At 66.4% G+C, this 23,159-nt stretch carries 16 protein-coding genes and 1 riboswitch; of the genes, 5 read left to right on the forward strand and 11 right to left on the reverse strand.

What is annotated here, in order from left to right; all coding sequences use genetic code 11:
* Positions 1-77 precede the first annotated feature (77 nt).
* From ASF72_RS10395 to ASF72_RS10415, 5 genes are all read right to left on the reverse strand, one after another.
* The gene (locus tag ASF72_RS10395) at positions 78-320 is read right to left on the reverse strand and encodes an RNA-binding protein (RefSeq protein WP_050687093.1); all 243 of its coding nucleotides are present in this window, start codon (positions 318-320) and stop codon (positions 78-80) included.
* 1 nt (position 321) lies between these two features.
* Positions 322-738, reverse strand: coding sequence for a 30S ribosomal protein S16 (gene rpsP, locus ASF72_RS10400; RefSeq protein ID WP_050687150.1), 417 nt, complete (start codon positions 736-738; stop codon positions 322-324).
* Positions 739-942: 204 nt separating this feature from the next.
* Positions 943-1,383, reverse strand: a complete 441-nt coding sequence (locus ASF72_RS10405) for a hypothetical protein (protein WP_050687091.1) — start codon at positions 1,381-1,383, stop codon at positions 943-945.
* 103 nt (positions 1,384-1,486) lie between these two features.
* A complete protein-coding gene (locus ASF72_RS10410; RefSeq protein ID WP_056598666.1) occupies positions 1,487-2,362 on the reverse strand; it encodes a VOC family protein in 876 nt (291 codons plus the stop codon).
* Positions 2,363-2,454: 92 nt separating this feature from the next.
* Positions 2,455-3,537 (reverse strand): amidohydrolase family protein, encoded by a 1,083-nt coding sequence (locus ASF72_RS10415; protein ID WP_056598669.1) that lies wholly within the window; start codon positions 3,535-3,537, stop codon positions 2,455-2,457.
* A 151-nt stretch (positions 3,538-3,688) separates the two neighbouring features.
* Positions 3,689-3,796: riboswitch (TPP riboswitch) on the forward strand.
* Between ASF72_RS10415 and thiC the strand changes: the two genes are divergently transcribed.
* Entirely contained in the window at positions 3,791-5,608 is a 1,818-nt protein-coding gene (gene thiC / locus ASF72_RS10420; RefSeq protein WP_056598672.1) for a phosphomethylpyrimidine synthase ThiC, read from the forward strand. It overlaps the preceding riboswitch by 6 nt.
* Before the next feature lie 21 nt (positions 5,609-5,629).
* Here the strand turns inward: thiC and ASF72_RS10425 are convergent, their stop codons facing one another.
* Both ASF72_RS10425 and ffh read right to left on the reverse strand, forming a co-directional pair.
* Positions 5,630-6,364: an alpha/beta fold hydrolase gene (locus ASF72_RS10425; RefSeq protein ID WP_056598675.1), complete on the reverse strand. Its 735-nt coding sequence runs from the start codon at positions 6,362-6,364 to the stop codon at positions 5,630-5,632.
* Between the two features lie 95 nt (positions 6,365-6,459).
* Positions 6,460-8,043 carry a signal recognition particle protein gene (gene ffh / locus ASF72_RS10430; protein WP_050687082.1) on the reverse strand — a complete coding sequence of 528 codons (1,584 nt, stop codon included), beginning with the start codon at positions 8,041-8,043 and terminating at the stop codon, positions 6,460-6,462.
* 84 nt (positions 8,044-8,127) lie between these two features.
* Here ffh and ASF72_RS10435 point away from each other — a divergent pair, with 84 nt between their 5' ends.
* On the forward strand, positions 8,128-9,531 hold the full coding sequence (locus tag ASF72_RS10435) for a glucose-6-phosphate dehydrogenase (RefSeq protein WP_050687080.1): 1,404 nt from the start codon (positions 8,128-8,130) through the stop codon (positions 9,529-9,531).
* A gap of 97 nt (positions 9,532-9,628) precedes the next feature.
* Here the strand turns inward: ASF72_RS10435 and ASF72_RS10440 are convergent, their stop codons facing one another.
* Positions 9,629-9,967 (reverse strand): P-II family nitrogen regulator, encoded by a 339-nt coding sequence (locus ASF72_RS10440; RefSeq protein WP_050687078.1) that lies wholly within the window; start codon positions 9,965-9,967, stop codon positions 9,629-9,631.
* Positions 9,964-11,298 carry an ammonium transporter gene (locus tag ASF72_RS10445; RefSeq protein ID WP_056598678.1) on the reverse strand — a complete coding sequence of 445 codons (1,335 nt, stop codon included), beginning with the start codon at positions 11,296-11,298 and terminating at the stop codon, positions 9,964-9,966. Before ASF72_RS10445 ends, ASF72_RS10440 begins: the two co-directional genes overlap by 4 nt.
* Before the next feature lie 226 nt (positions 11,299-11,524).
* On the opposite strand from ASF72_RS10445, the gene ASF72_RS10450 reads away from it, so the two are divergent.
* Together ASF72_RS10450 and ASF72_RS10455 are read left to right on the forward strand one after the other, a co-directional pair.
* A complete protein-coding gene (locus ASF72_RS10450; protein ID WP_050687075.1) occupies positions 11,525-12,778 on the forward strand; it encodes an MFS transporter in 1,254 nt (417 codons plus the stop codon).
* A 65-nt stretch (positions 12,779-12,843) separates the two neighbouring features.
* A complete protein-coding gene (locus tag ASF72_RS10455; RefSeq protein WP_157370966.1) occupies positions 12,844-14,541 on the forward strand; it encodes a hypothetical protein in 1,698 nt (565 codons plus the stop codon).
* 119 nt (positions 14,542-14,660) lie between these two features.
* Here ASF72_RS10455 and ftsY read toward each other — a convergent pair whose 3' ends face one another.
* On the reverse strand, positions 14,661-15,863 hold the full coding sequence (gene ftsY, locus ASF72_RS10460) for a signal recognition particle-docking protein FtsY (RefSeq protein ID WP_050687996.1): 1,203 nt from the start codon (positions 15,861-15,863) through the stop codon (positions 14,661-14,663).
* An 81-nt stretch (positions 15,864-15,944) separates the two neighbouring features.
* Complete coding sequence (gene smc / locus ASF72_RS10465; protein WP_197273629.1) at positions 15,945-19,529, reverse strand: chromosome segregation protein SMC; 3,585 nt, start codon at positions 19,527-19,529, stop codon at positions 15,945-15,947.
* A gap of 395 nt (positions 19,530-19,924) precedes the next feature.
* On the opposite strand from smc, the gene ASF72_RS10470 reads away from it, so the two are divergent.
* Positions 19,925-23,159, forward strand: a 3,235-nt coding sequence (locus tag ASF72_RS10470; RefSeq protein WP_056598680.1) for a N,N-dimethylformamidase beta subunit family domain-containing protein, incomplete at its 3' end; no start/stop codon positions are given.

Below are 23,159 nucleotides of genomic sequence, written 5' to 3' on the forward strand. Positions count from 1 at the left end.
TGGATGTGGGGTCAAAGCACTCCGGCCCCTCCACCAGGGGTGGAGGGGCCGGAGGTAAAACTGAAATTGCGTGGCGTTCAGCGGCGGCGGTCGGTATCGACGACGTCGACCCGTACCGGCTCGCCACCGGCCAAGGCAGCCACAACGGTGCGCAGGGCGCGTGCCGTGCGGCCTTGACGGCCGATCACCCGGCCGAGGTCTTCCTGATGAACCCGCACCTCGAGGGTATCCCCGCGGCGGTTGTTCTTGGAGCTGACCTTGACGTCGTCCGGGGAATCAACGATTCCGCGGACCAGGTGTTCGAGCGCGTCTGCCAGCAATCTACTCAGCCTCGGTGGTCTCTGCTTCGGCCGGCGCCTCGGCTGCGTCAGACTTGGCTGCCTTTTTGGTGATGGCTTCCGGGATGATCACGGACTTCTTCTCCGGGGCAACAAAGGCTTCCTTGGGAGCTTTCGTCTTCAGGGTGCCTTCCTGGCCCGGCAGGCCCTTGTACTTCTGCCAGTCACCGGTGATCTTCAGGATGGCGGCAACCTGCTCGGACGGCTGGGCGCCGACGGAGAGCCAGTACTGTGCACGCTCGGAGTCAACCTCGATGTATGAGGGCTCTTCGGTGGGGTGGTACTTGCCGATTTCTTCGATGGCGCGGCCATCACGCTTGGTGCGTGAATCGGCGACGACGATGCGGTAGTACGGTGCGCGCATTTTGCCAAAGCGCTTAAGGCGAATCTTTACGGCCACTTTTGTGGTCACTCCTGTTTCAGAAAAGGGGCGAAGCAATCGTTCTGCACCCGTGGGGCGGGCCATACTTGAAGGTTCAAAGGACAGGATCCGGACGCGGAGAGAGGGGCCACGCGGATCGAGTACCTGTCCATTGTGCCAGATCAGCGTCCGGATTTCGACTTGACACCCCGACCTCAGGCCGGGGGAACCGCGGCGGAAGGCTCAGGCGGACCAGACGTAAAGGCCGGTGCGCTCGGAGTCATCCACAGAGCCGGCGAGTTCGGCGACCTGCTGCACGTATTCCTTGGCCTTCGCGGCGTCGAACGGCATGTCGTCCTGGGCGGCCCACTGCCCGGAAACGTCGTCGAGGACCTCGCCGTCACCCTCGGTTTCGTAGGTGAGCAGGTCTGCCAGCGCCCGGACCATGGCGGGCGGGACCGCCAGCAGCGAGTCGCTGGAAACGTCCACCATAGTCAGTTCGTAGTCGGCACCGCCGGCGTGGACGGCTGTGCCGGCGAGGTCACCGAGCTGTTCCACTTCGAAGTCGCTGATTCCCGTGATCCGCACCGCCTTCGCGGCCGGTGCGCTGCTGCCTGCATCCAGGACGCCGGCATGTTTCAGCGCTGCGTCATGGGTGGCCACGAAGATCTCGGTGAAGCCCATGGAAATGTCCCTCGTTTTCGTTGACGGTGCGGCCTCCCGGCGCGGCGGTACCGCAGCCCCGGCCCTTCGGTTTCAGCCTAGTGCACGGCCACCGCCGCGGGCTTCAGGCTGCGGCGACGCGAATGCTGTTCTTCCACGGATCCTCGAAGCGCAGTTCGGCGCCGGTGTGGTGGGCGGCGATGCCGGCCACCTTGAGGCGGTCGGCGAGGGATCCGACGTCGTCCCCGGCCGGTACCTGGATCAGTACCTCGCCGAGGCCCAGGGTGTCCTTGCGGGGTCCTGCGCCGCGGCTGTTCCAGACGTTCATGGCCATGTGGTGGTGGTAGCGGCCGGCGGAGACAAAGAGCGCCTGGCCGTGCCAGCCGGCGGTCTTTTCGAAGCCGAGGACACCGACGTAGAAGTCATGGGCGGACTGCACATCGCCCACCTGGAGGTGGACGTGGCCCACTCCGGCGCCGGTGGCCTGCTGGCCTGCCACGGATTCCTCGGTGAGGTGCGTATCCAGGTAGCGCTGCGGGGGAAGGGCCAGGCTGTCCATCACCACATCGGTGCCGTTCCAGGACCAGTTGCTCCGCGGCCGGTCCCAGTACAGCTCAATGCCGTTGCCCTCGGGGTCATTGAAGTAGAAGGCCTCACTGACCAGGTGGTCGGCGCTGCCGGTGAAGTACCGGGGCTCAAACCGGGCGGCGGAGGCCACCGTAGCGGCCAGCGCCGACTGGTCCTCGAAGAGCAGGGCGGTGTGGAAGAGTCCCGCCTCTCCCCTGCCGGGCAGGTTCAGGCCGGGGGCTGGGGCAAGGTGAACCAGCGGCTTCTGCAGCCGGCCCAGGTACAGTCCACCGTCCTGCTCGGCCACCACCTCCAGGCCGAGCGCGCGCTGGTAGTAATCGGTCATGACCTTCATGTCGCCCACCTTGAGCATCACGGTGCCCATGGTGAGGTCGGCGGGAAGAAGGTCACTGCTGCTGGCTGCTGCGGTCATTGGGTGCTCCTGGTGCTGGGCCCTCGGTGCGGGGGCCTTCACTCTTAAAATTACTTGAAGCTTCAATTTATTCCAAGCGAGGTGCGAGCGCTTCAGCGAATCAACTCCCCGCCAAGCACCACATGCGAAAGCCGGGTGATGTCCAGAGGGTTGAGGCGCGGGTCCCCTGCGCACAGGACGACGTCGGCCCGCTCCCCTTCGCGGATGCCTTCCGCTTCCAGCCAGTCCCGGGCCGCCCAGCAGGCCGCATCGAGTGCTGCGGCCGTGGGCAGGCCGGCTCCATGCAGGGCAAGGATCTCGTCCGTGATCCGGCCGTGCCGGATAACGCTGCCGGCGTCGGTGCCCGCGAAAATCCGCACCCCGGACTCGAAGGCTTCCAGCACCCGCTCCGCCCGCCGCTCCCACAGTGAGCGCATATGTTCGGCGTAGCGCGGGAACTTCGCTTCCGCCCTGGCCGCGATGTCAGGAAAGGTGGCGATGTTGATGAGGGTGGGCACGATGGGTACCCCCTGTTCAGCGAAACGCGGCAGGTGCCGTGGCTGCAGCCCGGTGGCGTGTTCGATGCAGTCGATGCCGCCGTCCAGCATCTGGTCCAGGGTGTCCGCTGCAAAACAGTGGGCGGTAACGCGGGCGCCTTCGTCGTGCGCCGCCGCGATGGCGTCACGGACGACGGCGGCAGGAAAGGAGGGTGCGAGGTCACCGGCATCCCGGTCAATCCAGTCGCCCACAAGCTTGACCCAGCCGTCGCCGTCGCGCGCCTGCTTCCGCACCGCCTGGACCAGGTCAGCCGGCTCCACTTCCTCGGCGAATCCCCGCAGGTACCGCCGCGTGCGGGCCACGTGCCTGCCGGCCCGGATAAGCACCGGGAACTCCCGTCCTGACTGCAGCCAGCGGGTATCCAGCGGTGCGCCTGCATCCCTGACCAGGAGGGTGCCGGCGTCCCGGTCCGTGCGGGCCTGCTGCTCTGCTTCTTCCCGGCCCACGGCGCCACCCGGCCCCAGGCCCAGATGGCAGTGCGCGTCCACAAAACCGGGAAGGACCCACCCGTCGAGGGTTTTCCCGGGTGCCTGCCGCGGCCGGTTGAACGTCAGCACGCCATCGACCGACCACATGCCGTGCCGCACGGTATCCGGTCCGGTGAGGACCGGGCCGCTGAACTCCAGTACCTGGGTCACTGTCGCGCACCTTGAAAAGCGGACGGCCGCCGGGGGCCCGGAAACGGTTTTTGTGGCGGCCCGTCCTGGGCCTTATGTGGGCTAGTGGTCACGCATGCAGGCTAGCACCGCAGTGTGACACAACCCCCGGCCGGGGCTTGTGGTAGCTTCTTGGTGACCACACGGGTGCCCCTGCAGGGGCTGAGATCGGGCTGACGCAGCCTGCGACCGTCGAACCTGTCCGGGTAATGCCGGCGAAGGAAGTGAGTATTCCTTGAATACATCCAAAACACCGTTCAACCCTGCCCAAAATCTGCCTGCTACCGGGGACGGCACGGGGGCGGAGACCCGTTCGTTGGCCTCGCACTCGCTGGCCTACCTCGAAGACCCGGCCGCCGGGATCAGGGTTCCGGTGACGGAAATTGCGCTGGAGCCCTCCCCCGGAGGTACCGCAAACTCCCCGTTCCGGACCTACCGGACTGCGGGCCCTGGAAGTGATCCGGTCCTGGGCCTGGCGCCGCTCCGGACGGAGTGGATCGCGGCACGCGGGGACACCGAGGAGTACGGCGGCAGGGAACGGAACCTGCTCGACGACGGCCGGTCCGCTGTGCGCCGCGGAGCGGCTTCCGCGGAGTGGAAGGGTGCGCATCCGGTGCCCCGCCGCGCCGTCGGCGGGCGGAACGTCACGCAGATGCATTATGCCCGGAACGGCATCGTCACCCGGGAAATGCGGTTTGTGGCCCTGCGCGAAAATTGCGACGTTGAACTGGTGCGCAGCGAACTCGCCGCCGGCCGCGCCATCCTCCCGAACAACATCAACCACCCCGAGTCCGAGCCGATGATCATCGGCAAGGCGTTCCTGGTGAAAATCAACGCCAATATCGGCAATTCCGCGGTGACCAGCTCGATCGCCGATGAGGTGGACAAACTCCAGTGGGCCACCCAGTGGGGCGCCGACACCGTGATGGACCTGTCCACCGGCGATGACATCCACACCACGAGGGAGTGGATCATCAGGAACTCCCCCGTCCCGATCGGGACCGTGCCCATCTACCAGGCGTTGGAGAAGGTCAACGGCGAAGCCAACGCCCTGACCTGGGAGATCTTCCGGGACACGGTGATTGAGCAATGCGAGCAGGGCGTGGACTACATGACGGTGCATGCCGGCGTCCTGCTCCGCTACGTGCCGCTCACCGCCAACCGCGTCACCGGCATCGTGTCCCGCGGCGGTTCCATCATGGCCGGGTGGTGCCTTGCGCACCACCAGGAGAACTTCCTCTACACGCACTTTGACGAGCTGTGCGAAATATTCGCGCGGTACGACGTCGCGTTTTCCCTCGGTGACGGCCTCCGGCCGGGTGGCACTGCCGACGCCAACGACGCCGCCCAGTTCGCCGAACTGGACACGCTGGCCGAGCTCACCCAGCGGGCCTGGGAATACGACGTGCAGGTGATGGTTGAAGGCCCGGGCCACGTGCCCTTCCACCTGGTGCGGGAGAACGTGGAACGCCAGCAGGAGCTGTGCAAGGGCGCCCCCTTCTACACCCTGGGACCGCTGGTCACGGATGTCGCTCCGGGTTATGACCACATCACGTCAGCGATCGGCGCCACGGAGATCGCCCGGTACGGCACGGCCATGCTCTGCTACGTCACACCGAAGGAGCATCTGGGCCTGCCCAACCGGGATGACGTCAAAACGGGCGTGATCACTTACAAGATTGCCGCACACGCCGCTGACCTGGCGAAAGGCCACCCGGGAGCGCATGAACGCGACGATGCCCTGTCCAAGGCACGGTTCGAGTTCCGGTGGCGGGACCAGTTCGCCCTGTCACTGGACCCCGTCACGGCGGAGGCCTTCCACGACGAGACCCTGCCCGCGGAACCGGCCAAAACAGCGCATTTCTGCTCCATGTGCGGGCCCAAGTTCTGCTCCATGCGGATCAGCCAGGACATCCGGGACGAATACGGCTCCGCGGAAGCGCAGGCCGCGCTGGCGGAGATGGCCACCGGCATGCGGGAAAAAAGCAACGAGTTCCTCGCTTCCGGCGGAAAGGTCTACCTGCCGGAGCCGGTGATGCCGGCAGGAAGCTAGGCTGCTTCTCCCGGCGGCCGGTCAGGATGCTTTGGCCTGCACTCCACGGCTGACGTCGCTGATGAATCCCCGGATGGCGTGGTCGCCGTCCGGGGAGTCCTGGGGCCGGTGCCCGCCCGCAGCAATGCGGTGCAGGGCGCCGGTTTCCCGGAGGTAGCCGGCGATTTCCTCATACAGTGGTTCCCAGCCTCCGGTAAGCACCAGGGTGGGCACACCCGGAACAATGTGCAGCGGCGCTTCCCACGCGGGTACCTGCAGCCGCATCCGCCGGGCGGACCGCTTCTCCTCCAGCGAGGTGGGCTCCTGGAGGTCCGTGGCGTACACGCGGCGGACAAACCCACGCTGGAAGTCTTCGTCGCTGAGCTGGTGCCGGGCATCAAAAAGCGGCTGCATCAGCCTGATGTGGGCGGCGGTGGCAGGCAGGCCCGCTGTCAGCGACAGGCAGGCCGGCTCCACCAGCGTGAGGGAATGGACCAGGTCCGGCCGTTCGACGGCGGCCATCATGGCCGCCACTGCCCCTTGTGAATGCGCCACAACGTGCCCGCCGGCGGTTCCCCGGCCGTCGTCGGCCAGTGCCTCAAGGATCACCGCTGTGTCCGCCCCGAAGGAGGACTCCACTGGTTCAGTGACGGGATCGTAGCCGTGCCGGCGCAGGAATAAGGCGTCGTACGTGAGCGCCATGCCGTGTTGCCGGGGCCAGGCGGCCGCGCCGAAGCTTCCCTCGCCGTGCACGAACACCACCCGTTGCTTGACCATGTCCCAACCCTATTCGACGGTACCGACATCCCAACCGGGTAGCGCCAAGTGTCGTCCTGAGTGTTCAGAACGGCACTTGGCGCTACTTGGTTGGGCTACTTCCCGAGGAACTTGTCGAAGCCCTTGGGCAGGTTGAGCTGCGAGGGATCGAAGTCCCCCTGCTGCTGGCCGAAGGCAGCCCCGGTGGGCAGCGCCTTGGGGCCTGCTGCGCGCCGGGCTGCCGCGTCCTTGAGCTCCTGGGCCGCCTTGGCCGGGTTGCCGGACTTGGCTTTCTTCTTGGGCGCGTTCTTGGCGTTCTTGCGGGCACCGCCACCGGCGCCGGGCATGCCAGGCATCCCGGGCATTCCCGGCATGCCGCCCTGGGCCATTTTTTTCATCATCTTCTGCGCCTGGGCGAAACGCTCCAGCAGGCCGTTGACCTCGGAAACGTGGACACCGGAACCGCGGGCGATGCGGGCACGGCGGGAGCCGTTGATGATCTTGGGGGCCACGCGCTCGTGCGGCGTCATGGACCGGACGATTGCTTCGACGCGGTCGATCTCGCGCTCGTCGAACTGCTCGAGCTGCTGGCGGATGTTTTGCGCACCCGGCATCATCATGAGCATTTTCTTCATGGAGCCCATGTTGCGGATCTGCTGCATCTGGGCGAGGAAGTCGTCCAGGGTGAAGTCTTCCTGGTCGGCGAATTTCTTCGCCATCCGGGCTGCTTCGTCCTTGTCCCAGTTTTTTTCGGCCTGCTCGATGAGCGTGAGCACATCACCCATGTCCAGGATGCGCGAAGCCATCCGGTCGGGGTGGAACAGTTCGAAGTCGTCGAGGCCTTCGCCGGTGGACGCAAACATCACGGGCTTGCCGGTGACCGACGCGACGGACAGGGCGGCACCGCCGCGGGCGTCGCCGTCGAGCTTGGACAGCACAATGCCGGTGAAGTTGACGCCTTCATCAAAGGCGAGCGCCGTGTTCACGGCATCCTGGCCGATCATGGAGTCAATGACAAAGAGGACTTCATTGGGGACGATGGCCCGGCGGATCTGGCGCGCCTGCTCCATCATGTCCGTATCCACGCCCAAGCGGCCGGCGGTGTCCACAATCACCACGTCGTGCAGCTTCTGGCGGGCTTCCTCGACACCGGCCCGGGCAACCTCAACAGGATCGCCTGCCGGGTGGTCGAGCTCGGTGTAGGTGGCACCCGGGTGCGGTGCGAACACCGGCACGTTGGCCCGCTTGCCCACCACCTGGAGCTGGGTGACGGCGTTGGGCCGCTGCAGGTCACAGGCCACCAGGATGGGGCTGTGGCCCTGGGCCTTCAGCCACTTGGAGAGCTTGCCGGCCAGGGTGGTCTTACCGGCGCCCTGCAGGCCGGCCAGCATGATGACGGTTGGGCCGTTTTTGGCCAGGCGGATCCGGCGGGTTTCGCCGCCGAGGATCTCCACCAGTTCCTCGTTCACGATCTTGACGATCTGCTGGCTGGGGTTCAGCGCGGCTGCGACCTCGGCGCCCAGGGCGCGTTCGCGTACCCGGCCGGTGAATTCACGGACCACGGATACAGCGACGTCGGCATCCAGGAGGGCGCGGCGGATCTCGCGGACTGTGGCATCAACATCAGCCTCAGTCAGGCGGCCCTTGCCACGAAGATTCTTGAAGGTTGCTGTCAACCGGTCAGAGAGTGAATTGAACACGCGCCGTGAACTTCTTTCAGTGGATGATCGGGACTCGACTATCTAGGGTACCAAGTCGGGCCCGCATGATGGCATGCTGGCAAAATGACGAGCCAAACAACTGTACGGACCCTGCTCATCCTTGGCGCCTCCGGCGACCTGACCGGGCGGCTCCTGCTGCCGGGCCTGGCCAGCCTGGTGGTGCGCGGCCGCGCCGATGGCCTGACCCTGGTGGGTGCAGGCTCCGATCCGTGGACAGCCGCGCAGTGGCAGGAGCGGCTGCAGGCGTCGTTCGCCGCTGAAGGTGCGGAGGCCGGCGCCGACGGCGCGGCGGCCCTGAAGTCCCTGGCCGCCGCCAGCAGCTACCACCAGCTGGATGTCACGGCGGAAGACGGGCTGGCCTCGCTGCTGCGGACACTCGATGGCCCGGTCGCGGTGTACTTCGCCCTGCCGCCGAAGATCAGCCAGCTGGCGTGCGGGGTCCTCCGGCCGGAGGAGGTTCCCGCCGGCACCCGGCTGGTGATGGAAAAGCCCTTCGGGGCCGGTGCCGAGTCTGCCCGGGAGCTGAACCGGACCCTGGCCCGGCTGGTGCCGGAGGACCACATCCACCGGGTGGACCATTTCCTGGGCAAAGCCACGGTGCTGAACATCCTGGGCCTGCGGTTCGCCAACAATTTCCTGGAGCCGGTATGGAACCGGGAGCACATCGAGAAGGTGGAGATCATCTTCGACGAGGACCTGGCCCTGGAAGGCCGCGCCCGCTATTACGACGGCGCCGGAGCGCTGCGGGACATGATCCAGAGCCACCTCCTGCAGATCATGGCGCTGATGGCCATCGAGCCGCCTGCCAGCATCCACGAGCGGGACCTCCGCGACGCCATCGCCGGGGTGCTGCGCGCCAGCAGCGTCAACGGACCATTCAACCGGTCCACCCGCCGGGCGCGGTACACCGCCGGCACGGTTGGCGGGAAGGACGTCCCGGACTATGCCGCCGAAGAAGGCGTGGATGCCTCCCGCGGGACCGAAACCCTTGCCGAAGTCCAGGTCGGCATCGATAACTGGCGCTGGAAGGGTGTGCCCTTCATCCTGCGGTCAGGGAAGGCGCTGGGCGCCAAACGCAAGGAGGCGGTGGTGACGTTCCGGCCCGTCCCGCACCTGCCCAAGGGCTTCAGCGGTGTTGACTCCCCCAACCAACTCCGGATCGGGTTCGGGCCGGACACGCTGCAGTTCGACGTCGACGTGGATGGGCCAGGGGACCTCTTCACGTTGACGCGGACCACCTTGGAGGCCGAACTGAGCGGCGCCGACCTGCTCCCCTACGGCGAAGTCCTGGAAGGTGTGCTTACCGGGGATCCGCTGCTGTCCGTCCGCGGCGACACCGCGGAGGACTGCTGGCGCATTGTTGAACCGGTGCTGCAGGCGTGGCAGGACGGCGAGGTGCCGCTGGATGAGTACGACGCCGGATCGGAAGGCCCCGCGTCCTGGTCCGGAGCCGCCGGGGCCAGGTAGGCCGCTGCCGGGCCCGGGGGCCGTTCACCCCGGCAACGCAGGAAGGGCAGGGAACCTGACCGGTTCCCTGCCCTTCCTTATTGCTTCGCTGCCAGTGCTAGATCGCGGCCACGCCGCGCTCCCCGGTGCGGACCCGGACTGCCTCAAAGACGTCCATGGTCCAGACCTTGCCGTCTCCGGCCCGGCCGGTGTTGGAACTGGCGATGATCACGTCCAGGATGTCATCCGCCTGCTCATCGGTGGCCAGCACCTCCACCCGGATCTTGGGCAGGAGATCCACGTTGTACTCAGCGCCGCGGTAAACCTCCGTGTAGCCGCGCTGCCGGCCGTAACCGCTGGCTGCGCTGACCGTCAGGCCCTGGACCCCGTAGGATTCCAGTCCCTCCCGGATTGCTTCGAGCTTTTCCGGCCTGACGATTGCAGTGATCAGTTTCATGCCCCCACGCTTTCCTTGCCTGTTGCTGCTTCATTCCTGCCAGCCGCTTCGGACTGGGACTTGCCGGTGATCATGTCGTGGAGCGGGGAGAAGCTGCCGCCGTGTCCGCCCACACCGAACTCGTAGGCGGTCTCGGCGTGCAGGCTGAGGTCCACACCCACCGATTCCTGTTCCTGCGAGACCCGGAAGCCCATGGTCTTGTGGATTGCCAGGGCGATGATGGTGGTCATCACCGCTGAGTAGGCGATGGCGATGCCGGCTGCTGCGAGCTGGGCCCACATCTGGGTCATGCCGCCGCCGTAGAAGAGGCCGCCGCCCATGCCTTCTTCGGGGAGGGCGATGAAGCCCAGTGCCACGGTGCCGATGATGCCGGAGACGAGGTGCACACCGACGACGTCGAGCGAGTCATCGAAGCCCCACCTGAACTTCAGGCCGACCGCCAGGGCGGAGGCCACACCGGCCACCACGCCGAGGCCCAGGGCGGCCACGGGGCTGACGTTGGCGCAGGCCGGGGTGATGGCCACGAGGCCTGCGACGACGCCTGATGCGGCACCGAGGGACGTAGGGTGGCCGTCGCGGATGCGTTCGGTGACGAGCCAGCCGAGCATTGCCGCTGCGGGTGCTGCCAGCGTGTTGATCCAGATGAGGCCGCCCTGCTCTGCGGTGGTGGCCGCGCCGCCGTTGAAGCCGAACCAGCCGAACCACAGGATGGCCGCGCCGAGCATCACAAACGGGATGTTGTGCGGGCGGTGGTTGGGGTCCTTACCGAACCCCTTGCGGTTGCCCACGATGAAGACGAGGATCAGTGCCGCGACGCCGGCGTTGATGTGCACCACGGTGCCGCCGGCGAAGTCGATGGCTTCCCCGAGCGCTGCACCAACGGCACCCTCCGTGCTGAAGAGGCCACCGCCCCACACCATGTAGGCCAGGGGGCAGTACACCAGGGTGACCCAGACGGGGACGAACACGGTCCAGGCGCCGAACTTGGCGCGGTCGGCGATCGCACCGCTGATGAGCGCGACGGTGATGATGGCGAAGGTGGCGCCGAAGCCAACGGCGATGAGGCCGTCAGGGGTGTCAATGCCTTCCAATCCGAACTTGGCGAAGGGGTTGCCCACCATCTGGAGGAAGCCATCGCCGGAGGACATGGAGTAGCCCCAGAGAATCCAGACAACGCCCACCATGCCGATGGAGATGAAGCTCATCATCATCATGTTCAGTGCTGCTTTGGCGCGTGTCATGCCGCCGTAGAAGAATGCCAAGCCCGGTGTCATCAGCAGCACTAGCGCTGCAGACACCATGACCCATACGTGACCTGCGGTAAGTTCCATGGTGCACGTCCTCTCTCACTCGAATCTTGCGGAGTTCTCCGCCTGCCAACGCCGTTTGCGTCCTGTAACGAGTGTGTCGGCGCCGTGTTTCGCTCGCGGAGGATTTAGATTGCGGGCCTGTTACAACAACCTCTAGGAAGTAAATGGTGCATATCCGCCTTGTTACGGTTATGTTTCTGCACTTTCGCCGGATCCCGGCGTCCCACCCGGCAAGGAATCACGCATCATGACCGCAACACCGCGCACCGGCGGCGCCACTGCACGGATTTTGGCCCGGCTCCGGCCGCCACGCGAGCGCCTGCCGCGGGACATCAAGGTGATGCTTGCCGCCGCGTTCCTGATTGCCCTCGGATTCGGGCTTGTTGCGCCGGTATTGCCGCAGTTCGCCACAACCTTCGACGTGGGGGCAACAGCGGCGGCCGTCATTGTGAGCATCTTCGCGTTTATGCGCCTGGTGTTTGCGCCTGCCGGCGGGGTGCTGATCGCCCGGCTGGGTGAGCGTCCCGTGTACGTGGGCGGGCTGCTCATCGTGGCGGCCTCCACCGCGGCCTGCGCCTTCGCCCAGGACTACTGGCAGTTGCTGGTGTTCCGTGGCTTGGGCGGCGTGGGGTCGGTGATGTTTACGGTAGCCTCCATGGCCCTGGTGATCCGGTTGGCGCCGCCCGAGAGCCGGGGACGCGTCTCCGGGGCCTACGCCTCGGCGTTCCTCATTGGCAACGTGGCAGGACCCATCGTGGGCGGGCTGCTGGCCGGCTTCGGGTTGCGGGTCCCGTTCCTTGCCTACGCCGCCGCTTTGGTGCTGGCCGCCGTTGTGGTCCAGACCCAGCTCAGCCATCAACGGAGGTCAGCGGACGACGGCGGCCCCGCCATCCCTGCGATGCTCTTCTCCGAGGGCCTCCGGATCCCCGCCTACCGATCGGCGCTGCTGTCCAGTTTCGCCAACGGCTGGGCTACCTTCGGCGTCCGCATGGCAACAGTTCCCTTGTTTGCAGTGGCCGCGCTGGGGGCCGGGCCGGAATCGGCGGGTCTGGCGCTGGCCGTCTTCGCTGCCGGAAACGCCGCTGCGCTGACGTTTTCCGGCCGGCTGGCAGACTCCCTGGGGCGCAGGCCCATGATGGTCGCCGGCTTGCTGGTGGCCGGGCTTTCGACCGCTGGAATCGGGCTCACGTCCGGGTTGGGCTGGTTCCTGGCGGCGTCGGCGGTGGCGGGGATCGGCTCCGGCCTGCTGGGACCGGCCCAACAGGCAGCGCTGGCGGACGTGATCGGCAACGGCCGCTCCGGCGGCAGGGTCCTGGCCGCCTACCAGATGACGGCGGACATCGGCGCGATCGCCGGTCCTGTCCTGGCAGGCATCCTGGCGGACAAACTGGGGTACGGATGGGCGTTCGGCATCACCGGCGGCATCCTGCTCCTGGCCGCGGCGGCCTGGACCGCCACCCCGGAAACCCTCGTCCGGCGTCCAGCCGGGCCTGCCCAATAGCAGCAGGGGAAGCGTCATTCGCTAGGCTATGCGGTAACACACCCAAACGTTGGAGTAACCTGCGCATGCCTTCTTCTGATCCCTTGCCACCCGAACATCCGCCCGGCCCGGCCCGCCGGGACACCAGGCCCGGCTCCCGGAAATGGTGGCCGCTGGCCCTGGTCGCCGCCGTTGTGGTGATCGCCCTGATCATCTTCGTCCTGCCGCTCCTCCAGAATGGCGGCGGTACCCCCGCAGCCACCTCGCAGCCCACCAGCGAACCGACGGCCACAGCCACAGCCACAGCGACGAAGTCGTTGCCGCCCGCGCCGCCTGTCACGTATTACAACCAGGCCGGTCCGCCGGCCGGTTCGCCGCTGACCGCCGTTGACGCCATGACCCTGAAGGTCTCTGCCGACAAAACCGGAACGTCCATGCCGGAGGGCATCGTGGGCCTTTCGCTGGAAGCCACCGACCTGGCGGACACTAATTTGCGCGGCGACAACGCCGAAATGGTGGCGCTCCTTTCCGGCCTCAAAAAACCCCATCTCCGCTTTGGCGGCAGTTCCGTGGACAGGCGGATGTACTGGACGTCCACGGGCGAGCCCATCCCGGGGAACCTGACCGGTGACAAGCCCCGCCCGGTCCGGGCTGTTACTCCGGCGGATTTCGAACGCGTCAACACGCTCCTCGAGGCGACCGATGCAACCATCAGCCTGACTGTGGACCTGGGCCACTTCGACCCACCCCGGGCAGCGGACATGATGAAGTACGCCGCAGATATCTTCAAAGCCCGGCTGGTCAGCGTCACCGTAGGGAACGAACCGAACGGTTTCCCCACCAGCGGCGTGCGGCCGTCAGGATGGGACCGCGACGACTATTTGGCTGAGCTGAAGGAATACGCCGACGCCATTTTTGCCGTGGCACCCCAGGTTCCGTTGCTGGGACCGGGCGCTTACGCCGAGTCCTGGTGGGAACCGTTCGTAAAAACGACCACGCAGCAGAAGAAGATCCTGTCGCTGCATCACTACCCGCTGACCAGTTGTGATGCGAAGGACCCGCAAAGTGCGCCGACCATGGCGAACCTCATGACGCGCCAGATGCATGACCGCACGCTCGCCTACCAGAAGGCGGCGCTGGAGATTGCCGGTCCGGCAGGCCTGCCGGTGTGGATCCCGGAAACCGGAATCTCGGCCTGCGATGGCGCCAACCCCACCAGCCGGACGCATGCGTCCGCGCTCTGGAGCGTTGACTACATCCTCGCGTCCGCCCAGAACGGCATCCAGCGGCTCGGCTTCCACAGCTCCCTTTTGACCTGCAAGGGCGGGCCCCCCTTGTCGCCGCTCTGCTCCGGCGGCGCCTACCTGAAGCCGGATGGCACCGTGTTTGAGCGGTCCCCGTTCTTCGGCATGTCCGTCGCGGCGGACCTGACTGGCGGTGAGTTCCTGAAGCTGGAAACCACCGGCGGCGGCCTGGCCTACGGGTACGCCCTACAGAACGCTGACGGCAGCACCAGCGTGGTCATCGTCAACGAGAATGATCCGACGCAGGCTGCGCAGACCAGCGTAAAGCTGGAACTGCCGGGCAAGGCGCTGACCGGAACCATGACCCAGATGACCGGACCGTCCTACTCCGCCGAAGGCGAAACCAAGATTGACGGCGCGCTTGAGGCTTCGGTGCCTGTGGCCTCGCGGCCCACCGTGCCCGGCTTTGCCTACGGCGAGAAAACCCAGACGTTCCAGCTGACGGCCGGCACCGCCACGGTGCTGAACTTCACCTACTGAGATCGAGCCGGCCCTCCCGGGGGCACCACAACAAAGCCCTGCTTCCCGAACCGGAAGCAGGGCTTTGTTGTGGTGCGGGGTGCCGGGGCTTGAACCGGACGCGCCGGCTGGCCGGCCCGTCAGTTGAGCAGTGCGTCCACAAAGCTTTCGGTTTCGAAGGGCGCCAGGTCATCGGCACCTTCACCCAGGCCGATCAGCTTCACCGGAACGCCCAGGGCCCGCTGGATGGCGACGACGATGCCGCCCTTGGCGGTGCCGTCCAGTTTGGTCAGGACAATGCCGGTGATGTTCACAACTTCGGCGAAGACGCGGGCCTGGTTCAAGCCGTTCTGGCCGGTGGTGGCGTCCAGGACCAGGAGCACCTCGTCCACTTCAGCCAGTTTCTCCACCACGCGCTTGACCTTGCTGAGCTCGTCCATGAGGCCCACTTTGTTCTGCAGCCGGCCCGCGGTGTCGATCATCACCACGTCGACTTCCTGGTCGATGCCGGCCTTCACCGCCTCGTAGGCAACAGAGGCCGGGTCTGCACCGTCGACGTCGGACTTTACCGTCGGTACGCCAACCCGGGAGCCCCACGTGGCAAGCTGTTCAGCTGCGGCCGCGCGGAAAGTATCCGCCGCACCCAGCAGCACGTCCTTGTCCTCGGCGACCAGAACCCGGGCAAGCTTGCCCACCGTGGTGGTCTTGCCGACGCCGTTGACGCCCACCACCATCACAACGGCGGGCTTGTCCGCGTGCCGCTGGACGTTCAGGGTCCTGTCCATGGTGGGGTCAACCAGCTTGATGAGCTCTTCACGGAGCAGCGCTTTAACGTCCTCCGGGGTGCGGGTGCCCAACACCTTCACCCGCTCGCGGAGTGCGTCAACCAGTTGCATTGTCGGTTCGGTGCCCAGGTCCGCCAGAAGCAGCGTTTCCTCGACCTCGTCCCAGACGTTTTCGTCGATTTTATCGCTGGAGAGCAGGGCCAGCAGGCCCTTGCCCATGATGTTGTTGGAGCGGACCAAGCGTTCGCGCAGCCGCGTCAGGCGGCCGGCCACCGGCAGTGGAGTCTCCACGCGGATGGTTTCCAGGCCGGCGGCGTCGTCCGGGACGGTGGTGTCCAGGCCTGCCATGTCAACTGCGGAAGGGGCCGCAGGTTCTGCGCCGGCGGGCCGGTCCTCCTCCAGGGTGCTGCCCCCCGGCCGCACCTCAGGGTCGTTGGCGTCGCGTTGCCCCGGATACTGGGTGATGTTCCTTCGGGTCTTGAGGAAAACCGGGATCAGCCCGCCGATAACCGCCAGGGCAGCAACAATGGACAAAACAATAGGAAGGATGTCATTCACATCCCCTAGCTTCTCATAATTGCACCGGCTGCCCGGGGCTGCCCGGGGCTGTCCGGGCACGGTGACCTGCCCCGCCATACGTCAGGTGTCGGCGCCCATCCGTTGGCTGATGACGGTGGAGACGCCGTCGCCGCGCATCGTCACCCCGTAAAGGGCATCGGCCACTTCCATGGTCCGCTTCTGGTGCGTGATCACGATCAGTTGGCTGGACTCGCGGAGCTCCTCGAAAATGGTGATCAGCCGGCCCAGGTTTGTGTCGTCAAGGGCGGCTTCCACCTCGTCCATAACATAGAAGGGGGAAGGCCTGGCCTTGAAGATGGCTACCAGGAGCGCGACGGCGGTGAGTGAACGTTCGCCGCCCGACAGCAGCGAGAGCCGCTTGATTTTTTTACCGGCCGGCCGCGCTTCAACCTCGATGCCGGTGGTGAGCATGTCGGTGGGGTCGGTCAGGACCAGCCGGCCTTCACCGCCGGGGAAAAGTCTGTCGAACACGCGGACGAACTGGGCCTGGGTGTCCTCGAACGCCTCCGTGAAAACGCGCTGGACCCTGTCGTCAACTTCCTTGATGATGTCCAGCAGGTCCTTCCGGCTGGCTTTGAGGTCCTCCAGCTGGCTGGCGAGGAACTGGTGCCGTTCCTCCAGTGCCGCGAACTCCTCAAGGGCCAGCGGGTTGACCTTACCCAGGCTGGCCAGGTCCCGCTCGGCCTTGCGGAGCCGTTTCTGCTGTTCCTCCCGCACGTAGGGTATTCCTTCGACAACAGCGGCCCCGTCCTGGTCAACTTCAGTGCGCAGGGCCGCCCACTTGTCCTGGCTCTCCCCCGCCGCAACGGGAACGGGGAGCTCCGGCCCGAACTCTGCCACCAGCGCCTCCGGGGTGATGCCCAGTTCGTCGATGGACCTGGTTTCCAGGGCTTCAATCCGGGCGCGCTGCTGGGTCCGGGCCAATTCGTCCCGGTGCGCGGTATCGGTAAGGTCGGCGTGCTCCCGGGCCAGGGCATCGTTGGCGGCCCGGATTTCCACCAGCCCCTGGTCCCGCCGTTCGCGGTTCTGTTCGGCAAGGTCCCGTCCGTGCGCCGCCAGGTCCACGGAAATGTCCACGAACCGGTTGGCCACCTCAACCGCTGCCGAAACCGCCGACGCACGCCGTGCCTGCAGGCGCCGGCGACGGGCACGCTCCGCCGCTTCCTCCCTTGCCCGGCGCTCAGTGGCGGCCGCCCGTTCGAGGGACACGGCCCGGTTGCGGGTAGCGGTGAGCTGTTCTTCGGAACTGCGCAGCGAGAGCCTGGCTTCCACCTCTGCGGCACGGGCCGCTGTGGCAGCAAGCGCCAGCCGGTCCCGCTGGTCAGTGGACGGTTCCTCGTCGGCGGGGACCTCCTGCGCTGCTGCCAGCCTCGCGGCGATCCCCGCCAGCGCTTCCTCCTCCGCCACCACGTTGGCTTCCGCCCGCAGCAGGGACGCCTGGAGGCGTTCATCCTCTCCCACGGCGCTGCGCAGCACCGAATTCAGGTGGCCAAGCCGTTCGGCCACGGCAGCCAGGCGGGCGTCGGAGTCGTGCAGCTTGTCCAGGGCCGCATCTGCCCGCTGTTTGGCTTCGGACTGGCGGCCCTCGGCGCCGGCCAGGGCAAACCTGCTCCGCTCCAGCCCCGCGCTTACCCCGGCAAGTTGGGTTTCGGCGTCGGCCACTGCGGCCTGGACTTCGAGCAGTGACGGCGCCTTCGCCGAACCGCCGGTCGCGGAGACGGCCGTAAAAACATCGCCGGCCAACGTCACGGCAACTGTCTCCGGGCTCCGTGCCACCAGGGCAGCCGCTTCCGTGATGTCGTTGACGACGGCGGTCCCGGCGAGCAGGTGCCGCACCGCCGGGAGGTGTCCACCGGCACCGGCCACCAGGCCGGAAGCCCATTGGGCGCCAGGCGGCAGGTCCACGTCCCGCTGGGGCGCGGTGCCCGATACCCCGGCAGAGCCCAGCAGCAGCGCCGCCCGCCCGGCGTCGTCCGACTTCAGCAGTTCCAGGACAGCAGCTGCGGCCCCCGGGTCCTGGACCAGGACAGCCTCAGAGGCGTCCCCCAGCGCAGCGGCAATGGCTGTCTCGAAGCCTGCCTGCACCGTGAGTTCGCCGGCGAGGGTGCCCAGTACGCCGGCCACTCCGGCCTGTACTGCATGGCGGGCGCCGTCCTTGCGTTCCAGGCCAAGCCTGAGGGCATCCAGCCTGGCGGCCAGTGCGTCGCGGCGGCGGATCCCTTCATTGACCTCCAGTTTGAGGCCGGCGATGTCTTCCGTCACGCCGTCAAGAGCGGCCGACGCCTCCTCGTAATCGGCGTCCAGGGATTCCTCTCCCTCTTCGACGCCCGCCACCTGGTTTTCCAGGGCAGTGAATTCGGCCTGGGCCTTGGCGCGGCGGCCTGAGCCGGCGGACAGGGACTCCCGCAGCCGGCCCAGTTCGGCCTGGGCGGACTCCACCCGCGAACGGGCTGCGGCAACCTGACCGGCGAGCCGGGCCAGGCCTTCGCGCCGGTCTGCGGCCGCGCGGAGTTCGGCCGCAAGACGTTTATCCTCGGTGAGCGCTGCCTGCTCCGCTTCGGCTTTTTGCGCGGTGGCGGCGGCCAAGGTGGTGCGCAGGCCCTGGACGGTAACGCCCAGGCCCGCGGCTTCGGCCTGGACCCGGGCGGCCTGCTGCTCCAGATGTTCGGGGTCGCGGCCGGTTGGCGGGGCCTCATCCGACCCGAGCAGGCGGCTGCGTTCCTGCGCAAGTGACCCGAGTGAGCGGAGCCGTTCCCTGGCTGCGGACAGCCGGTACCAGGTATCCCGGGCGGCGTTCAGCTGCGGCGTGGCCTCAGCTGCCAACTGTTCCATAACGGCCTGCTCACGGCGGCCTTGTTCAAGCGCCTGCCCAACGGCGGCGCGCCGGGTTTTCAGCGCAGCCTCATCGGCGACCTCCCGGTCAAGGGCCCGCTGCAGTGACACGAGGTCGTCAGCCAAAAGCCGGGCCCGGGCGTCCCGGACGTCGAACTGGACCCGTTGTGCCCGGCGGGCCACTTCCGCCTGCTTTCCCAGGGGCGTCAGCTGGCGGCGGATCTCGCCGGTGAGGTCCGAGAGCCGCTGCAGGTTGGCCTGCATGGCCTCAAGCTTGCGCACCGTCCGTTCCTTGCGGCGGCGGTGCTTCAGGATGCCGGCGGCTTCCTCAATGAAGCCCCGCCGGTCCTCGGGGGTGGCGTGCAGGACCCTGTCGAGTTGCCCCTGCCCCACGATGACGTGCATTTCCCGGCCCAGGCCCGAATCGGAGAGCAGTTCCTGGATGTCCAGCAGCCGGCAGCCGGCACCGTTGATGGCGTACTCGGATCCGCCGGTCCGGAAGAGTGTCCTCGAAATGGTGACTTCGCTGTATTCAATGGGCAAGGCGCCGTCTGCGTTGTCGATGGTCAGCGATACGTGGGCACGGCCCAGCGGCGGCCGGCCGGAGGTGCCCGCAAAGATGACGTCTTCCATCTTCCCGCCGCGGAGTGTTTTGGCCCCCTGCTCCCCCATCACCCAGGCAAGGGCGTCCACCACATTGGATTTGCCGGACCCGTTCGGACCCACCACGGCGGTGACGCCCGGTTCAAAGTCGAAGGTGGTGGCGGACGCGAAAGACTTGAACCCCCGGACGGTCAGGCTTTTGAGGTGCAAGGTGTTTCTGGTCTCCTGGCTGGTGGTGCTGTCGCTTACCGGCCTTAAATCTACTTGCTTCCACCGACAGTGGGTGGACCTGCGGACTTCCACACACTTTTGCGGGATCGCGGCCCACATCCGCAAACTGCCTTGCCCGGCTTTTTCGGCGGGCATAGGCTCACGATCACAGGTTGCTAGAAACCGCTTGGCCAAGTGGTCTCACCCGGGTCCTCGGACCGGTTCCACTCATGGCTGGATCCTTCGCAGGTGCAGACTGCGCGGATGGGCGTTTCAAAGATCAGCCGGATTAACTGAATATCTTGGTTTGGCCGCCTCTGGGGTGGGCGGTGAAGGTTCGGGCCACATCCATGTCGGCCGCCAACGCATTGCGCGTCTTCAAATCAGGAGTTCCCATGCCAGCATCCCCCGCCCAGCGGCCTCTCACAGCCTTCCAGCGGATAGTAGGTCCACTAGCCGTCGCGCTCCTCGCCGCGCTGCTGCCGGTGGGACTTCCGGCGGGATTCCTGGCGTCGGCAGCTGCCGCGGACCCGTGCGCACCGCTGATCAACGCCGTCGCCTGCGAGAACTCCAAGCCCGGTGCTGACCCCAACGTCTGGGACATCGACGGAGCCGGTGACGAATCCATTCAGGGGTACGCCACGGAAATGAGCGTCAATGCGGGCCAGCCAGTGCGGTTCAAAGTCGACACTGCTGCGCCCAGCTACACCATCGCCATCTACCGGACAGGCTGGTACCAGGGCCTGGGCGCCCGGAAAATTGCCGACGTGACACCGTCGGCCCCGCGCCAGACCCAGCCGCAGTGCCTGCGGGACGCGGCCACAGAACTTTACGATTGCGGGACCTGGGCCGTTTCGGCCACATGGCAGGTTCCGGCCACCGCAGTGTCCGGCGTGTACTTTGCCCTGCTCACCCGCCCCGACACAGGCGACAGCAGCCACATCACCTTCGTGGTCCGCAACGACAGCAGCCACTCGGACGTCGTCTTTCAAACATCCGACACCACCTGGCAGGCCTACAACAGCTATGGTGGCTCCGACTTTTACGAAGGTGCCGCCAATGGCCGCGCCTACAAAATCAGCTACAACCGGCCTATCAATACCCGCAACGGCACCGACGGACGCGACTTCTTTTTCAGCAATGAGTACCCCTTGGTCCGCTTCCTCGAGAAGAACGGTTACGACGTCAGCTATATCAGCGGTCTGGACACCGACCGCAGCGGCGCGTTGCTGCTGAACCACAAGGTTTTCCTCTCCGTTGGCCACGACGAGTACTGGTCCGGGCCACAGCGCAGCAACGTCGAGGCGGCACGGAACGCGGGCGTCAACCTGCAGTTCCTCTCAGGGAACGAAATGTATTGGCGCGTGCGGTTTGAACCCTCCCCGGTGGACGGGGCCGCGCACCGGACCATCACTTCGTATAAGGAGACCTGGGCCAACGGCAAGATCGATCCCAGTCCAGGCTGGACCGGTACATGGCGGGATCCGCGGTATGCCTCCCAAGCCAACGGCGGCGGCCTGCCTGAAAACGCGCTGACCGGCACCATGTACATGTCCAACTACACGGACATGCCGATTCGTGTCAGCTCTGCGGAGGGAAAATCCCGGCTTTGGCGCAACACATCGCTGGCCAGCCTGGCTGCCGGTTCCACAGCCGCACTGGCTGAACACACTGTGGGGTATGAGTCCGATGAAGACCTGGACAACGGTTTCCGGCCAGCGGGCCTGATCCGGCTGTCCACCTCGACCGGAACCACACCGGAGTATCTCCGCGACTACGGAAACACTGTTTCCGCTGGCACCACCACCCACAACCTCACCCTGTACAAGGCGGCCAGTGGGGCACTGGTTTTCGGTGCCGGAACCGTGCAATGGACCTGGGGGCTGGATCAGGAACACGACGGCCCCGGGGCGCCGGCTGACCCCAGGATCCAGCAGGCCCAAATCAACCTGCTGGCTGACATGGGTGCCCAGCCGGGCACCAGGGACACCGCGCTGGCGGCCGCTGCGCGCAGCACAGACACGACCGGCCCCACAGTGGCAATCACCGCACCGGCGGACAACGCCGGTCTGGTGCACGGGACCAGCGTCACCGCCTCGGGGACTGCCACGGACGTGGGGGGCATTGTGGCCGGCGTCGAAGTTTCAACTGACGGCGGCACGTCCTGGCACCCAGCCCAAGGAAAGCAGAACTGGACATACACCTACATCCAAAAAGGTCTGGGCACTGCTGCCCTGAAGGTGCGCGCCGTGGACGACAGCGCGAATATCGGTGCCGTTGCCACCCGGACCGCCCAGCTCACCGGCCCCTACTCCGTATTTGGCCAGCAGATACCAGCGATACCCGACGCCCAGGATGGCGGCGCGTATGAGCTCGGATTGAAGATCACCCCCACCGTGGATGGTTTCATCAGCGGCGTCCGGTTCTACAAGAGTTCAGCCAACACGGGAACACACAACGGTTCACTCTGGAATTCCGCCGGCCAGCGGCTGGCCACGGCGGCCTTCACGGCCGAGACAGCTTCCGGCTGGCAGAAGGTGAGCTTCGGCCAGGCCGTCGCCGTCTCTGCAGGCAGCACCTACACGGTTTCCTACACAGCCCCGAACGGCCACTACGCGAGCACCAACTACCAGTGGGTCAGCTTCGGCTCCGTCGAGCCCCCGTTGACCGTGGCGGGGGGCTTCGGCAGCCCGCCGGCCGGTGTCTACGGTGTGGCCGGCTCCCATCCCACCAGCAGCTACAACAGCGGAAACTACTTCGTCGATGCGTTGTTCGAACTGACCGACAACACGCCACTCTCCGCGGGCGGGCAGTGGCCCCTCCCGGGATCGTCCAGTGTTCCGCAGGGCTCCACCGTCGGGGCAATCTTCTCCAAGCCCGTCACGGCGTCCACGGTCAGCCTGACCCTGAAGGATGCAAATGGCGCGCCGGTTGCCGGGGCCTCGGCCTACGATCCTGTCTCCCGGAAGGCCACCTTCACCCCGGCTGCTCCGCTGGCCCTTGCCACCACCTTCACCGCGACGCTCACGGGCACCACTTCCAGTGGGGTCACCCTCAGCTCGGGTGGGTCCTGGTTCTTCACCACAGTAGTTTCCCCGCCACCGCCAGGTTCCTGCCCCTGCAGCTTCTATGACGAGTCCGTGGTCCCGGCCATCGAAGAGGTCATGGACGGCGTTCCATTGACCCTCGGGATCCGCTTCTCCGGCACCACCAGCGGAACTGTAACCGGCGTGAAGTTCTACAAGTCCGCCGGTAACACGGGCACCCACACCGGTTACCTTTTCACAGGCGGTGGCCAGCAGCTCGCCTCCGTCACCTTCGCCAACGAGAGCACCTCCGGATGGCAAACAGCATTCTTTGACCAGCCGGTGTCCATCAACGCCAACGCGGAATACGTTGTCGCCTACAAGTCGCTTACGGGTGCCTACTCGGCAACCGGCAACGGGTTCGGCAACGGCTTGAGCGTAGGAAACCTGCGGACTTACTCGGACGCCGGTGCCTACTCATACTCCGGCGACTTCCCAGGATCGCATTCCTCGGCGAGTTACCTGGTGGACGTGGTGGCGCAGTTCCCCGACCCGCCGTTCACCGCCGGCGGGCAACAGCCCCTGGCCGGATCCTCCAGCGTGG

The organism is Arthrobacter sp. Leaf141 (assembly GCF_001424565.1).
Classification (GTDB): Bacteria; Actinomycetota; Actinomycetes; order Actinomycetales; family Micrococcaceae; genus Arthrobacter.